The organism is Kocuria dechangensis, assembly GCF_014636775.1.
GTDB lineage: Bacteria > Actinomycetota > Actinomycetes > Actinomycetales > Micrococcaceae > Kocuria > Kocuria dechangensis.
The window spans coordinates 1-13,520 of the sequence record NZ_BMEQ01000017.1 but is presented as its reverse complement, the minus strand read 5'-3'; the positions used below and the strand labels follow the sequence as shown (position 1 = coordinate 13,520).

16 protein-coding genes are annotated in these 13,520 nt (G+C 73.0%); 5 read left to right on the top strand and 11 right to left on the bottom strand.

Translation table 11 applies throughout. The features are described from left to right. Positions 1-2,052: a Stk1 family PASTA domain-containing Ser/Thr kinase gene (pknB, locus tag IEW07_RS14185; RefSeq protein ID WP_188538357.1), complete on the top strand. Its 2,052-nt coding sequence runs from the start codon at positions 1-3 to the stop codon at positions 2,050-2,052. A 17-nt stretch (positions 2,053-2,069) separates the two neighbouring features. Here the strand turns inward: pknB and IEW07_RS14180 are convergent, their stop codons facing one another. Next, positions 2,070-2,708, bottom strand: a complete 639-nt coding sequence (locus IEW07_RS14180) for an aminodeoxychorismate/anthranilate synthase component II (protein WP_188538355.1) — start codon at positions 2,706-2,708, stop codon at positions 2,070-2,072. 142 nt (positions 2,709-2,850) lie between these two features. Between IEW07_RS14180 and IEW07_RS21080 the strand changes: the two genes are divergently transcribed. Together IEW07_RS21080 and IEW07_RS14170 are read left to right on the top strand one after the other, a co-directional pair. Next, positions 2,851-3,246, top strand: a complete 396-nt coding sequence (locus IEW07_RS21080) for a cell division protein CrgA (protein WP_229741863.1) — start codon at positions 2,851-2,853, stop codon at positions 3,244-3,246. Further along, positions 3,243-3,449 (top strand): hypothetical protein, encoded by a 207-nt coding sequence (locus tag IEW07_RS14170; protein ID WP_188538353.1) that lies wholly within the window; start codon positions 3,243-3,245, stop codon positions 3,447-3,449. The genes IEW07_RS21080 and IEW07_RS14170 overlap by 4 nt, the downstream gene beginning before the upstream one ends. A gap of 78 nt (positions 3,450-3,527) precedes the next feature. On the opposite strand, the gene IEW07_RS14165 is transcribed toward IEW07_RS14170, so the two are convergent. The 4 genes from IEW07_RS14165 to IEW07_RS14150 all read right to left on the bottom strand — a co-directional run bounded on the left by IEW07_RS14165 (position 3,528) and on the right by IEW07_RS14150 (position 6,362). Next, entirely contained in the window at positions 3,528-4,124 is a 597-nt protein-coding gene (locus IEW07_RS14165) for a YceI family protein (protein WP_188538351.1), read from the bottom strand. A 148-nt stretch (positions 4,125-4,272) separates the two neighbouring features. Continuing rightward, on the bottom strand, positions 4,273-4,953 hold the full coding sequence (locus IEW07_RS14160; protein ID WP_188538349.1) for a flavin reductase family protein: 681 nt from the start codon (positions 4,951-4,953) through the stop codon (positions 4,273-4,275). Positions 4,954-5,093: 140 nt separating this feature from the next. Then, a complete protein-coding gene (locus IEW07_RS14155) occupies positions 5,094-5,645 on the bottom strand; it encodes a flavin reductase family protein (RefSeq protein WP_188538347.1) in 552 nt (183 codons plus the stop codon). Between the two features lie 21 nt (positions 5,646-5,666). Beyond that, complete coding sequence (locus tag IEW07_RS14150; protein WP_188538345.1) at positions 5,667-6,362, bottom strand: alpha-ketoglutarate-dependent dioxygenase AlkB family protein; 696 nt, start codon at positions 6,360-6,362, stop codon at positions 5,667-5,669. Positions 6,363-6,509: 147 nt separating this feature from the next. Between IEW07_RS14150 and IEW07_RS14145 the strand changes: the two genes are divergently transcribed. Next, positions 6,510-7,541, top strand: coding sequence for an LLM class flavin-dependent oxidoreductase (locus IEW07_RS14145; protein ID WP_188538344.1), 1,032 nt, complete (start codon positions 6,510-6,512; stop codon positions 7,539-7,541). 85 nt (positions 7,542-7,626) lie between these two features. Next, positions 7,627-8,478, top strand: a complete 852-nt coding sequence (locus tag IEW07_RS14140; RefSeq protein ID WP_188538342.1) for a GDSL-type esterase/lipase family protein — start codon at positions 7,627-7,629, stop codon at positions 8,476-8,478. A 110-nt stretch (positions 8,479-8,588) separates the two neighbouring features. On the opposite strand, the gene IEW07_RS14135 is transcribed toward IEW07_RS14140, so the two are convergent. The 6 genes from IEW07_RS14135 to IEW07_RS14110 all read right to left on the bottom strand — a co-directional run bounded on the left by IEW07_RS14135 (position 8,589) and on the right by IEW07_RS14110 (position 13,297). Continuing rightward, positions 8,589-9,233, bottom strand: coding sequence for a DUF3618 domain-containing protein (locus tag IEW07_RS14135; RefSeq protein ID WP_188538340.1), 645 nt, complete (start codon positions 9,231-9,233; stop codon positions 8,589-8,591). Further along, positions 9,230-9,703, bottom strand: a complete 474-nt coding sequence (locus IEW07_RS14130; protein WP_188538338.1) for a phage holin family protein — start codon at positions 9,701-9,703, stop codon at positions 9,230-9,232. The genes IEW07_RS14135 and IEW07_RS14130 overlap by 4 nt, the downstream gene beginning before the upstream one ends. Further along, positions 9,700-10,500 (bottom strand): hypothetical protein, encoded by an 801-nt coding sequence (locus IEW07_RS14125; RefSeq protein WP_188538336.1) that lies wholly within the window; start codon positions 10,498-10,500, stop codon positions 9,700-9,702. The genes IEW07_RS14130 and IEW07_RS14125 overlap by 4 nt, the downstream gene beginning before the upstream one ends. A 142-nt stretch (positions 10,501-10,642) precedes the next feature. After that, positions 10,643-11,581, bottom strand: coding sequence for an SDR family oxidoreductase (locus IEW07_RS14120; RefSeq protein ID WP_188538334.1), 939 nt, complete (start codon positions 11,579-11,581; stop codon positions 10,643-10,645). A gap of 175 nt (positions 11,582-11,756) precedes the next feature. Next, the gene (locus IEW07_RS14115; protein ID WP_188538332.1) at positions 11,757-12,569 is read right to left on the bottom strand and encodes an alpha/beta fold hydrolase; all 813 of its coding nucleotides are present in this window, start codon (positions 12,567-12,569) and stop codon (positions 11,757-11,759) included. A 113-nt stretch (positions 12,570-12,682) separates the two neighbouring features. Next, positions 12,683-13,297 carry a superoxide dismutase family protein gene (locus IEW07_RS14110; RefSeq protein WP_188538331.1) on the bottom strand — a complete coding sequence of 205 codons (615 nt, stop codon included), beginning with the start codon at positions 13,295-13,297 and terminating at the stop codon, positions 12,683-12,685. Positions 13,298-13,520 lie beyond the last annotated feature (223 nt).

Sequence of the window (13,520 nt, the reverse complement as noted above, 5' to 3'; positions counted from 1 at the left end):
GTGCCGGGCCGGTACCCCGTCCCCCGCCTGATCAACGACCGGTACGAGGTGGGGGAGACCATCGGCCGCGGCGGGATGGCCACCGTCCACCTGGGACGGGACCTCAGGCTCGGCCGGCGGGTGGCCATCAAGGTGCTCCGGCCCGAGCTGGCGCGCGACGCCACCTTCCACGAGCGGTTCAAGCGCGAGGCGCAGTCGGTCGCGGCCCTGAACCACCACTCCATCGTGTCCGTCTACGACACCGGGGAGATCCCCGCCGAGACGGAGGAGGGGGTGGACCGGCCCTTCATCGTCATGGAGCACGTCCCGGGGAGGACCCTGCGCGAGCTGATCCACGAGGACGCGATCACCCCGCAGGAGGCCGTGGACGTCACCCTCGGCATCCTCGACGCCCTCGAGTACAGCCACCGGGCGGGCATCGTCCACCGGGACATCAAGCCGGCCAACGTCATCGTGACCCCGGACCGCCGGATCAAGGTGATGGACTTCGGGATCGCCCGCGCCGTGGAGGACACCTCCCCGGCCCTCACCCAGGCGCAGGCGGTGCTGGGCACGGCCCAGTACCTCTCGCCGGAGCAGGCCCGCGGCGAGTCGGTGGACGCCCGCTCGGACCTGTACTCCGCCGCGTGCGTGCTCTTCGAGATGCTCACGGGGCGGACGCCGTTCGTGGGCGGAACCTCCGTGGACGTCGCCGCCCAGCACGTGCGGGACCGCCCTCCCGCGCCCTCCGAGCTGGACCCCCGGCTCGGCGGCCGGGTGGACGCCTTCATGGCCAGGGCCCTCGCCAAGGACCCCGCCGACCGCTTCCAGGACGCCGGACAGATGCGCCGGGCCCTGCGCGAGCTGCGCCCCGCGGTCCCGGGCGAGCTCGACGCGACCCAGCCCCTGCACCCCGTGGCGGCCCGGGACGAGGACACCAAGACCCTCCCGCCCGTGGCCGCGGTCCCCGCCGCCGGCCCGCCGCCCTCTGCCGTGCCCGTGCCCGGGCCCGCCGCCGAGAGCACGGGCGCGAGCCCCGCCGCCCGCCGGCGCCGGCACCCGGCGCGCACCGCGCTGCTGGGCCTGCTGGTCCTCGCGGTGCTGGCCGTCGTGGGGGTCGTGGGCGTCCAGCTGGTGCAGGCCGAGCGCGACCGGCCCGTCCTGGTCGCCGTTCCCCACGTGTCGGGGATGGACGCCTCCGTGGCCGAGACCTCCGTGCGCAACGCGGAGCTCGTGCCGCAGCGCGAGGAGGTCTTCAGCGACGACGTCCCCGACGGCAACGTCGTGGCGACCGACCCCGCGGCCGACACCCAGGTGGAGGCCGGCTCGACGGTCCTCCTCGAGGTCTCCAAGGGGCCCGAGGAGGTGGAGGTGCCGGCGGACCTCGTGGGCCTCTCCGAGGAGGACGCGCGCGACGCCCTCGAGGACGCCGGTCTCGAGGCCGGCTCGACGCGCACCGGCAACAGCGCCTGGGCGCCCGAGGGAACGGTGATCGGCACGGACCCCTCCTCCGGGACGACCGTGCCCACGGGCTCCGACGTGGCGCTCGTGCTCTCGACGGGCCGGGTCACCGTCCCGCAGCTGGTGGGCCTGACCCGCGACGAGGCGGTCGCCGCGCTCGGCGCCGACGACGTGCGGCTCGCGTACGAGGTGGTCACCACGCCGCGCTCCGTGGTCGAGCCGGGACAGGTCGTGGACCAGAGCGTCGAGGCCGGGCAGTCCGCCCCCCAGGGCTCGACCGTCACGCTCACCGTGGCGGTGGCCCCGGCGCCCGCGCCGACCGCCCGGCCCACCACGCCGGCACCGACGCGCTCGGCGACGCCGTCCCCGACCAGCTCCCCCGAGCCGAGCCCGCGCGAGACCACGTCACGGGCGACGCCGTCCGCGAGGCCCTCCGCGACGCCGACGCCGGAGGAGGAGCCGGCCGCCGCCGAGGACGCCGAGGACGCCGGGAACGACGCCGGCGCCGACGCGAGGAACGACGAGGGGAACAACGATGAGGGGAACAACGCGGCGGAGAACGCCGGGGACGACGCCGGGCGCGGCGCGGGCCGCGGGGACGACGAGGGCTAGCGGTGGGCGCCGCCCGGTCAGGCGGTGATCAGCGGGGAGAGGGTCGAGGCCGCGCGCGCGGCGCCCTTCAGGCCCACCAGCTCCAGCCAGTTGCCGAGCATGAGGTAGCCGCCCTCCGTGAGGACCGACTCCGGGTGGAACTGCACGCCGTGCAGCGGCGCGGTCTTGTGCCGCAGGCCCATGATGACCCCGTTGGGCGTGCGCGCGGTGACCTCGAGGACGTCCGGCACGGACTGGTCGAGGACGGCCAGCGAGTGGTAGCGGGTCGCGGTGAAGGGGCTGGGCATCGACCCGAAGACGCTCGTGCCGTTGTGCTCCACCTGGGAGGTCTTGCCGTGCATGAGCTCCTCGGCGTGGGTGACCGTCCCGCCGTAGGCCTCGGCGAGGGCCTGGTGGCCCAGGCAGACCCCCAGCAGCGGCTGCCGGGTCTGCTCCGCGTGCAGGATCAGGTCGGTGCACACGCCGGCGTCGACCGGTGCGCCGGGACCCGGTGAGAGCAGCACGCCGTCGTGCTCATCCGCGAGGGCGCACGCGGCGTCGGCGCCGAGGTCGTCGTTGCGGATGACCGTGGTCTCCGCACCGAGCTGCTGCAGGTACCCGACGAGGGTGTAGACGAAGCTGTCGTAGTTGTCCACGACGAGGATCTTGACGGCCACGGATGCTCCTGGAGGGACGGGGTTCGCGGAGGGTGCGCCCGTCCAGCTTACGCGCCCGCCGGGGAGATCGGGGGCCGGGCGGCTAGACTGGGCGGTCGGACCCCCGCCGTGGAAACGGCCCCCATCGTGCCCAGGAGGACCAGTGCCCGAGTCCAAGAACCGCCGCAAGAAGCCCGCCCGCCGTCCGGCCGGCTCCGGCGCGCCGGCCGCCACGCCCGTCGACGAGGAGCTCGCCCGGCTGGCCGCCGAGCACCTGCCCGGCGGGTCCACGGCCGTCTTCGACCCCGACGCCACGGCCGCCGCGGTGGCGGAGGAGCTCACCCAGCGTTCGGGCCACGGCTCCGCGGACCTCCACTCCCCCACCCCCACCTGGTACAAGGTGATCATGCTGGGGCTGATGATCGTGGGGCTGCTGTGGCTGATCGTCTACTACCTCTTCCAGGGCGCGTTTCCGGTGCCGGGGATCGGGACCTGGAACATCGGGGTCGGCCTGGTGCTGATGATGGCCGGGCTGATCATGACGACGAAGTGGCGGTGACCCCGGTGTCCCACGCCGGCACCGGTCCGGAGGACCCTGAGGACGGGTCCCCCAAGCCCCTCGCGGACGAGATCGCCGAGTCCCGGCCCCGGCACGGCGAGCACCTCAACCCCGCCACGTTCGAGGTGCGGCTGCGCCGCTGGGCCCTGCTGCTGCTGATCGCGGTGCCCGCGATCTGGTTCCTGGTCCAGCAGCTGGACTGACCACCCTCGAGCACGACGACGGCCCCCGCAGGATGCGGGGGCCGTCGTCGTGCTCGGCGCCGGGGTGCGCGGGGCCGGTCAGGCCTGGGCGGAGATCGACTCCTGGCCCTCGACGGTCTCCTCGGGGTCGGACTGCGGCGCGGTGAACGCGACGTCGAGGTTGATGACGACCTTGTCCGAGACGAGGACGCCGCCGGCCTCCATGGCCGCGTTCCAGGTGATGCCGAAGTCCTTGCGGGAGATCGTGGTGGTGGCGGAGAAGCCGGCGCGGGTCACGCCGAAGGCGTCGACGACCACGCCGTTGAACTCGGTCTCGAGCTCGACGGTCCGGGTGACGCCCTTGATGGTGAGCTCACCGGTGATGGTGCCCTCCTCGCCGTCGAACGCCACGGCGGTCGAGGTGAAGGTCATCGTGGGGTGCTCGTCGACGGCGAAGAAGTCGGCGCTGCGCACGTGGCCGTCGCGGTCGGCGTTCTTGGTGTCGATGGAGGCCATCTGGATGGTGGCGGCCAGCGTCGAGTTCTCGACGGGGTCGGCGACCTGCAGCTGCGCGTCCACGTCGTGGAAGGTGCCGCGGACCTTGGAGATGCCCGCGTGGCGGACGGTGAAGCCGACCTCCGAGTGGGCGGGGTCGAAGGTCCAGGAGCCGGGGACGAGGTTGGTGAGCTGGGACATGGTGTTCTCCTTGGCTGGAAGCGGGTCTTTTTGTTGCTTCATCAAATACTCTAGAGGCACGTTGGTGATGCGTCAACAACAAAGGGCGAACTTCTGGAGAACAGGAACCGGACACTGTCCGTCAGGGGCGGTGTCCGCCGGAGGCGGATCAGATCTCGTAGTCGAGCGCCGACCGCTCGCTGAGGCCGTGGAACCGGCGCTGGTGGTAGACCAGCGGCGACCCGTCGCCCTCCGCGCCCAGGACGTCGACCACGGCCGCGTTGAACACCAGGGCGGGGCCGGCCTTGATCCGAGCCAGCGGGACGGCGCGCAGCACGCGTCCCACCCCGAGCAGCCGCGGCTCCCCGGTCTCGAGGTACTCCCACGGCATGTCCTCGCCGAAGCGGGGCGCCCCGGACACGGCGAAGGCCTGCGCGAGGTCCAGGTTGCGGACGTCCAGCAGGTGCACGAGGAACGAGTCGGCCTCGGCGACGATCGCCGCGGAGCCGCGCCGGGCCTGCAGCGAGAAGCCGAGGATGGGCGGGTCCACCGACACCGAGGAGACGGAGGATGCGGTGAGGCCCACCGGGCCCTCGGGCCCGCGTGCCGTGATGATCGCGACCCCGGCGGGGTGGTGCGCGAAGGCCGCCTTGAACTGCTCCCCCACCTGGGCGAGACCCTGCAGGTGCTCGGAGGGCACGGTCAGGTCCGCGACCTCCGCGGCGGCCCGTTCCGCGGGCGCGCCGGGGGCGGGGACCGCGCTCAGGCGCTGCTCGTCCTCGGGCCGGGAGCCCTCCCGGGCACCGGGCAGGGCCGGGTCGTGCCCGGGTCCGGGGTGCTGAGCCGCCATGGGGGTCCTTCCGTGGGGGACGCGGGAGAGCGGTGCCGTGGGGGCACCACCTGACCACGCTACGGCCTCACCCCGGGAGGAGGTCAATCGATCCCGGCGCCGGCGCCCCCGCTTTCACCTGGCGTAACTGTACGGGGCCGTCACCGGCACAGCGACCGGTAGCCGCGGGCGAAGTGCACGAGGGGGTCGTCGGCTCCGCCCTCGGTCACACCACGGCCCATGGCGGTCACCTCGCCGACGACGATCCGGTGCGTCGCCGCCGAGTGCACGGCCACGGTGGACAGCTCGAACCACGCCAGCGCCCCGTCGAGCACGGGCGCCCCGGAGCGCGGCGCCCGCCGGAACGGCACGCGGTCCAGCAGGCCCTCAACGGGGTTTCCGGGGCTGGCGAGCCAGTTGGCCACGCCCTCCTGGTCCCGGCGCAGCAGCGACAGCGTCCACGCGCCGGTCGACTCCACGGCCTCGCAGATCCGGCCCTCCTCGAACAGGCTCACGAGCATGGTGGGCGGGTCCCACGAGACGTCGAGGAACCCGGTCACGGTCGTGGCGTAGTCGCGGCGGCGGTGCCGGGCGGCCACCACCCCCACCCCGGCGGCGATGTCCGCGGCGAGCAGCCGGTAGGAGTCGACGTCCGCGGGGCTCGGGGCGGCCGGGTCGAGCAGGCGGGCCTGGACGGGGTCGGGAAGCTCCATGCCGCCAGTGTGGCACGGCACTCAGTCCGCCGGAGCGGTGCGTCCCGTCATCCGGAGGGTGATGTTCAGCCGCCCGCCCTTCATGCCCAGCTCCGGGTCGCCCGTTCCGGGCCGGATGCGGGGCACGCCGTGGAAGGCCCAGCGGGAGGGTCCGCCGAAGACGAAGAGGTCCCCGCTGCGCAGCTCCACGTCCCGGTACGGGGCGGAGCGGGTCTCGGTGTTGCCGAAGCGGAAGACGCAGGCGTCGCCCAGGGACAGGGAGACGATCGGGGCGGCGGAGAACTCGTCGCGGTCCTGGTGCATCCCCATCCGGGCGGTGGCGTCGTAGAAGTTCACCAGCGCGGTGTCCGGCCGGTAGGCGCGGGCGTCCGGGGAGTCCGGCCCGTAGGCCTCGGCCACCGCGCGGCGGCCCATCCCGGTGAGCCACGGCGGCATGTCCAGCGCGCGCTTGCCCTCCCCGGTGCGGACGTACCGGTAGGGCTCCCAGTCCCAGCCGAGGGTCACCGAGCGCACCGACATCCGGCCCCCGCCCGGCAGCACCGCGTGCCGCAGGGGCACGGGACCCCGGGCCCACTCCCGGCAGCGCTCCAGGAGCTCCCGCTGCTGCTGGAGGGACAGCCAGCCCGGCACGTGCACCGCTCCCGGCGCGATCTCGGCGCGCTCCCGCGGGAGCTCGAACAGCTCGGGGAGCCCGAGGGGGATCGGAGGCTCGCTCATGGGCCCGAGCGTAGCCGGGCCCGCCGACACCGGTTCCCCGGCGGGGGCAGTGACCCGGGCCCCGCGCCCCGGGTCACTGCCCCCGCCGGGGATACGGAGTAGCCTGGGGGACCTTCCCGATCCCCCGAGGTACCCGAGAGGTCCACCGTGCCCCTGCCGCTGTCCGTCATCGATTTCGCCACCGTCCGCCCGGGCGCGTCCGTGGGCGAGAGCTTCGCCGACTCCGTCCGGCTGGCGCAGCACGCCGAGCGCCTGGGCTACCTCCGGGTCTGGTACTCGGAGCACCACAACATGCCCACGATCGCGTCCTCGGCCCCCGCGGTGCTCATCGCCCACGTCGCGGCGCACACCTCGACCATCCGGCTCGGCGCGGGCGGCGTCATGCTGCCCAACCACTCCCCCCTGGTGGTGGCCGAGCAGTTCGGCACGCTCGCGGAGCTGCACCCGGACCGGATCGACCTGGGCCTGGGCCGGGCGCCCGGCACCGACATGCCCACGCTCCGCGCGCTGCGCCGCGACCCCTCCGCGGCGGAGCAGTTCCCCCAGGACGTCCGGGAGCTGCAGGGCTTCCTGGGCGGCCGCTCCCTGGTCCCCGGTGTCACCGCCGTTCCGGGCGCCGGGACGGACGTGCCCCTGACGATCCTCGGCTCCTCGCTGTTCGGCGCGCAGCTCGCCGCCGCCTACGGCCTGCCCTACGCCTTCGCCTCCCACTTCGCCCCCGACGCCCTCGAGGACGCCGTGGCGCTCTACCGCGCCCGATTCCAGCCCTCCGAGCAGCTCGCGGAGCCGTACGTCGTCGCGGCCGTCAACGTCGTCGCCGCAGACGACGCCGCGGACGCCGAAGCCCAGCTCGGCACCGCCCGCCGCGAGCGCGTGCGCGCCATGGTGGGGCGCGGGCGGGAGCTGTCCGAGGCGGAGCTGGACATGGTGATGGACAGCCCCGCCGGCCAGCAGATCCTGCACATGCTCCACTGGTCCACCGCGGGCACCGGCGCGCAGGTCAAGGCCTACCTGGAGGACTTCGCGGCCACCGCGCAGGCCGACGAGCTGATGATCGCCCCGGCCTCGCCCTCCCAGGACCAGGCGCTGCTCTCCCTGGAGCTCCTGGCGGAGGCCTGGCGGGGTGAGGAGGAAGCAACACTTCCCCCCGCCCTTCCCCCCACGGCATTGCATCTGTAAATTCGGAGGGTGCGGGAGCCGACACCGGCCCCGTCCTGACTCCCGCCCCCCGCGGGACCGCTCCGCCCTTTCCGAAAGGTCCACCATGCTCTCGTCCTCCGCCCGCCGCGCCGCCGCGGCCCTCGCAGCCTCCGCCGCCCTGGCCGCCGCGATCGCCTCTCCCGCCGCGGCCGCCCCCCGCACGGTCGACGTCGTCAACCTCGGCGACTCCTACTCGGCCGCCTTCGGCACCGGTGGAGTCGCGCCGGTGTCCGGCCTCCCGGACTGCTACCAGGGAGGCGGGGAGGACCACGTGGCCAAGATCGACGGGAGGCAGCGGATGAACCTGCTCCTCAACGCGGCCTGCGCGGGCGCGACCACCGACGACGTCCAGGCGATCGCCGCCGCTCCGGCGGTGACGGCCGCCCTGGGCCAGGCCGAGCTCGTCACGATGACGCTGGGCGGCAACGACATCGGCTGGGGCGACTACGTCGGGGCCTGCAGCATCCCGGGCGAGACCACGATGCCGGGCGCCTGCGACGCGCTCCTCGCCCAGGCGCCCGCCCGCATCGAGGCCGCCGCGGCCTCGGCCGGCGAGACCGTCGCGGCCGTCGACGCGGCCACCGACGGCGAGATCGTGGTGCTGGGCTACCCGCGCCTCTTCGACGGCGGCCAGGACACGGCGCTGCTCTCCGCCGACCGCGTCGCCCAGCTCAACCTCTGGACGGACGCCCTCAACGCCGCGCTCGCGGAGGCCGCGGAGGCCAACGGCGCCGAGTTCGTCGACGTCTCGTCCCGGTTCGCCGGTCACGGCGCGGACTCCGCGGATCCGTGGCTCTACCTCAACCCGGCCGACCCCCGCGACTGGGAGAACCTGCACCCGACCGAGGAGGGCTATCTCTCCGGCTACTACCCCGCGCTCATGAGCGCCATCAGCCCGGGCCAGCTGGGCCGCTAGTCCCAGAGCACGACGGAGGCCCCGGATCGGTGACGATCCGGGGCCTCCGTCGTGGTGGCAGCCGTGGTGGCACGGTGCCTGTGCCCGGCCGCGCCGCGACCGGGCGGGCGTCAGGCGTTCTTCGTCTGGTCCTTGACGGTCTGCGCGGACTCCTGGGCGGAGCCCTTGAGCTGCTGGGCCTCGTCCTGGCCCTGCGACTTGACCTCCTGGGCACCGGACTGCGCGGTCTCCTTGAGGGACTGCGCGGCCTCCTGAGCAGGCTCCTTGAGGTCCTGCGCGACCTCCTGCGCCATGCCCTTGGCGGACTCGACCGCGTGCTGGGCGTGGGGCTGGACCCGCTCCGCGGCGTCCGCGACGAGCTGCTGCTCCTTCTGGGTCGAGGGCAGCAGCGAGCCCACGAGCCACCCGGCGCCGAGGGCGATCAGGCCGGCCGCCATGGGGTTGCCGCGGGTCTTCGCCCGAGCGGCGGCGGGTGCGTGCTGCACGGCGCCGCGGGCCTGCTCCGCCCGGTAGGACGCCTCATCCTTCAGGTCACCGGTGGTGTAGCCGCCCACGGTGAACTCGTCGTGGGAGTCGTGGGTGGAGCCCATGACACGCTCACGCACGCCCTGGACCTTGTCACGGACCTTGCCCTTTTGCCGCTCGACGACGCGCTCCGGGGTCACCTTCTCGGCGACGGCGTCGACGTCGGCCCCGAGGCGGGCGCGGGTCGCCTCGATCTCGGCGCGGATCTGTTCGGGGTTCTGCTGGCTCATGGGGTCTCCTTCGAGGGGTTCACGGTGTCCGGGATCTCGGTGAGGGTCTCACGGGTGTGGTGCACGGGGTCCTGCGTGGCTTCGCTCAGCTCGCGCTTGCCCTCGTTGAGGTTCTTCTTGCCCACCGCGGCCAGGATCGCCGCGATGATGGCCCAGATGACGGCCACGATGATGGAGGACCACACGTAGCTCTCCAAGAGGTTGCCCAGCCCCCACATGAGGGCGAGGGAGAGGAAGAGGAGCACGAAGTGCCCGGCCACGCCGGCACCGGCGAGCATGCCCGCCCCCTTCCCCGCGTCCTTGGCGGACTGCGAGGCCTTCCGGGCGCTCTGGGCGACCTCGGCCTTCGCGAGGGTGATCTCCTGCTGGATGAGGGCGGAGAGGTTGGTGCTCAGCGACCTGAACATCTCACCGAGCGACTCGTGCTCCGCCCGCTGCTCGGCGTTCGAGGGAGGAATGGGGTGGCTCATCGACGGTCGCCCTCCTGGTCCGGGTAGACGGTGCCGGGCACGCGGTCGGTGTAGGTGCGGCCGGCCTCGCCCTGCTCGTCGGAGCGATAGGCGTAGGGGTCGGCCGGGGTGTAGCCCGACGTCTCGGTGGCGGTGAGGTTCCGGTCGTAGCCCTGGGCGTGGCGGCCGGCGGTCCCGACGTCGGCGGATCGGCCGGTCTGCTGCCCGGAGACGCCGAAGAACTCCTTGGCGCCCTCGCGGTCGGTGGCGACCTGGTCGCTGTCCTTGGCCCCGCGGGTCGCGCGGCCTGCGAGGAGGCCGATGCCGGCGGCCACGGCCAGGAAGGTGCCGGGACGGCGGGCCGCGAAGCGGCGGACGTCCTCGAGCAGGTCCTTGGCGTCCTTGTTCTCGAGGGAGGAGGCCAGCGTCTCCACACGGCCGGACACGCTGCCGAGCAGGCCCGTGACGAAGTCCGTCTCGGGCTTCTCGCCGCGGGACAGGGCGCTGACCTCGTCGCTCACGGAGCGGACGGCGGAGGCGATGCGGTCCTGCTGGGGGCGGACCTGGTCGCCGAGGTCGCTCTTGAGCTGGCCGAAGAGGTTCTGCGCCTGGACGGTCGCCTCCTCCTTGACGGCCACGGCCTGCTCCTTGGCCGTCTCCTTGACACGCTGGCCGGAGCCGGCGGCCTCCTGCTTCAGGGCGCCTGCCTCGGACTTGGCGGCATCCGCCACGACGTCCTTCCTGGAGGTGGAGGTCGTGTCGGCCGCGTGGCTCGACCCCGTGTCGTAAGGGGTTGCGTCATAGGGGTTGGTGGTCATGATTCCGCCTTTCACAGCACTTGATAAGTTCGCTGAGGATGCGAGCTGGTTCCAGCCTAGGTCGGGGGGACCGGCTCGCCAAGCACTTCCACCGGTTCCGCCGTGGGACGCGCCCGGCCGCGGTTCGGAGGAAGTCACAGGGTCACGGCGACGGGCTGCCGCCGTTGACGTTGAGGGTCTCGCCGATCACGTAACTGGACTCGGGGGAGGCCAGGAACACGTAGGCAGGGGCGAGTTCCGTGGGCTGGCCGGCGCGGCCCAGCGGGGTGGACTGGCCGAACTCCGGCAGCGCCTCCTTGGGCTGGCCCGAGGTGACCTGCAGCGGCGTCCAGAACGGTCCGGGCGCCACGGCATTGACACGGATGCCCTTGGGGGCGAGCTGCTGCCCCAGCCCCTTGGTGAAGTTGTTGATCGCGGCCTTCGTCGACGCATAGTCGAGGAGGTCGGGCGAGGGCTCGTAGGCCTGGATCGACGTCGTGTTGATGATCGAGGACCCTGCGGGCAGGTGCCGGAGCGCCGCCTTCGTGATGCGGAACATCGCGAGGATGTTCACCGTGAAGGTGTCGACCAGCTGCTCGTCCTCCAACTCCTCGAGGCTCTCGACCGCGATCTGCTTGCCGGCGTTGTTCACGAGCACGTCGAGTCCCCCGAGCCCGTTCACGGCGTCCTCGACGAGGCGTTCGCAGAAGTTCTTGTCGGTCAGGTCCCCGGGGAGCAGTACGGCAGTGCGCCCGGCCCGCTCGATGATGCCCTTGACGACCTGCGCGTCCGGCTGCTCGTCGGGGAGATAGTTCAGGGCGACGTCGGCGCCCTCCTTGGCGAAGGCGATGGCGACGGCCGCCCCAATTCCCGAGTCCGCGCCGGTGATGAGCGCCTTGCGGCCCTCCATCCGGCCGGTGCCGCGGTAGGAGAACTCCCCGCGGTCGGTCTTCGGCTCGAGCTCCACATCCAGACCGGGCTCGGGCTGGTCCTGGATCGGCGGCTCGACGACGGGGTACCGGGTCACCGGGTTCTGGAAGGTGAGCTGGTCGGTTCGCTCCTGGTGGGCGTCGTCACGACGCGTCCCGTTCGTCTCGGTCATGGTGGCTCCTCTCGTCGTGCACTGTTCATGGAAGCATACTTATCAACAATCCACAAGCATACTGACCAGTCTGCGAAAGGGACGTGGTTCGCTCCGGGAGAAACAGAACACCCCGCCCCTGCGGGCCGGGAGGCCGCACGGGGACGGGGTGCGATTGGAGTGCGGGAGGTGCCGCTCAGGCTACAAGACCGCGGAGGAAGGCGCCCAGGGCGTCGTCGAACGCGTCGGGCTGCTCCATGTTGGGCGTGTGGCCGGCACCCTCGACGACGACGAGCTCCGCGCCCGGCACGAGCTCCGCCATCCGCCGCCCGGCGCCGCCGTCGAAGGCGTCGTCGCCGCCCACCACCACGAGCACGGGGATGGTGAGTCCGGCGAGGAGCCGGGTGAAGTCGCGGCGCTCGGCGCGCCCGCGCATGGCAGCGGCCGCGCCCTTCGCCGGCGCGCCCTGCAGCATCGCCAGCACACGGGCGGCCACCTCGGGCTGCGCCTCGACGTTGTACTCGGCGATCATCTTGGCCAGGACGTTGCGGCCGTACTGGTCCATGCCCCCGGTGAGGATCGCGTCGGCCGTGACGTGCCGGCGGCGACGGCCCGCGGCGTCCTCGGCCTCGGGCACGGTGTCGTTGATGACGAGCGCCCGCACCCGCCGCGGGTGCCGGTGCACGAGCTCCATGGCGATCTGCCCCGCCATCGAGAAGCCGACCACCACGGCCTGCTCCACCCCGAGGTGGTCGAGCAGCGCGGCGACGTCGTCCGCGAACTCCTCGGTGTAGACGATGCCCTCGGTGATCCCGGACTCCCCGAAGCCGCGGAGGTCGGGGGCGACCACGCGCCAGCCCTGGCCGGCGAAGACCTCGACCTGCCGGTCCCACATGCTCCGGTCATAGGCGTGACCGTGCAGCAGGAGCAGCACGGGGCCCTCGCCGCGGTCGGCGTAGGCGAGCGTGGTGCCGTTGATCTCGGCGGTGGCAGGGCTGGTGTCGGGCATGGTGGGGGACCCCTCTCGCGGGCATACGGCAGGAACGCCTCCAGGGTAGCCAACTCGGCAGTCCGGCGGAGCCGCCCTCCTCCCCCGCCGCCCCGGGTGAAGGGGCTGTCAGCTCACTCGACCACGCCGCAGGCCAGCCGGGAGCCGGCGTCGCCCGTGCGACGTGTGGCCTCGTCGGGGCCGCCCTGCGCGTACCGCTCCGGCACGTTCGCGAAGTTGTCGGGCCCAGAGTGGATCAGCACGGCGCTGCCGCTGCCGGCCGTCAGTTCGTCGACGCCGAAGCGGTCGGTGACGACCATGAGCAGGCCCTCGCCGTTCTCGGTGACATAGAGACTCGGAAGGTCTCCCGCGTGCTCCGGGTGCTCGCCGGCATCGGCTCCCAGGTGTCCTCCCGCGGAGAGGAAGTCACCGGTGCTCGCGGGGTCGTCCGGGGCCGCACTGTCCGGCTCGCACAGGCCGGTGCCGTGGACGTGGAAGCCGTAGAACCCGGGCTCGAGCCCCTGCATCTCGGCCACGACCTCCGTGCCCGCCGAGACCTCGGAGAACAGGACAGTGCCGACCTCTGCCCCCTCCGCGTTCCGGAGCACCGCGCGGGAGGCGCTGGCGGCCTCGCCGGCCGCGCTTGTCTCGCCGATCGCAGGACCGGCTTCCCCGTCCGGACTGCCGCATCCGGCCAGCAGCACGGCCCCGGCTCCCGTGAGCGCCGCTGTCCATCTGTTCCGCCGCATCGTTCCTCCCAGACTGGCTCCGGACCGCCTACGGCGACGATAGGCCCAGGTCAGGGACGGGACAACGGCCGGGGTTATTGCGTCGGTTAAATGCGGGAGGGGCTGTTAAATGCGGGGAGCCCCCGCACTCGTGTGCGGGGGCTCGACCCGTGAAAGGTGGTCCGGCGGTGTCCTACTCTCCCACACCCTGTCGGGTGCAGTACCATCGGCGCTGTGGGTCTTA

Excerpts from the sequence above, each read along its gene's own strand:
- IEW07_RS14115 (WP_188538332.1), bottom strand. The coding sequence starts at position 12,569 with ATGCCCGACACCAGCCCTGCCACCGCCGAGATCAACGGCACCACGCTC.
- IEW07_RS14130 (WP_188538338.1), bottom strand. The coding sequence starts at position 9,703 with ATGAGCCACCCCATTCCTCCCTCGAACGCCGAGCAGCGGGCGGAGCAC.
- IEW07_RS14140 (WP_188538342.1), top strand. The coding sequence starts at position 7,627 with ATGCTCTCGTCCTCCGCCCGCCGCGCCGCCGCGGCCCTCGCAGCCTCC.
- IEW07_RS14150 (WP_188538345.1), bottom strand. The coding sequence starts at position 6,362 with ATGAGCGAGCCTCCGATCCCCCTCGGGCTCCCCGAGCTGTTCGAGCTC.
- IEW07_RS14160 (WP_188538349.1), bottom strand. The coding sequence starts at position 4,953 with ATGGCGGCTCAGCACCCCGGACCCGGGCACGACCCGGCCCTGCCCGGT.
- IEW07_RS14135 (WP_188538340.1), bottom strand. The coding sequence starts at position 9,233 with ATGAGCCAGCAGAACCCCGAACAGATCCGCGCCGAGATCGAGGCGACC.
- IEW07_RS14110 (WP_188538331.1), bottom strand. The coding sequence starts at position 13,297 with ATGCGGCGGAACAGATGGACAGCGGCGCTCACGGGAGCCGGGGCCGTG.
- IEW07_RS14155 (WP_188538347.1), bottom strand. The coding sequence starts at position 5,645 with ATGGAGCTTCCCGACCCCGTCCAGGCCCGCCTGCTCGACCCGGCCGCC.
- IEW07_RS14165 (WP_188538351.1), bottom strand. The coding sequence starts at position 4,124 with ATGTCCCAGCTCACCAACCTCGTCCCCGGCTCCTGGACCTTCGACCCC.
- IEW07_RS14125 (WP_188538336.1), bottom strand. The coding sequence starts at position 10,500 with ATGACCACCAACCCCTATGACGCAACCCCTTACGACACGGGGTCGAGC.
- IEW07_RS14120 (WP_188538334.1), bottom strand. The coding sequence starts at position 11,581 with ATGACCGAGACGAACGGGACGCGTCGTGACGACGCCCACCAGGAGCGA.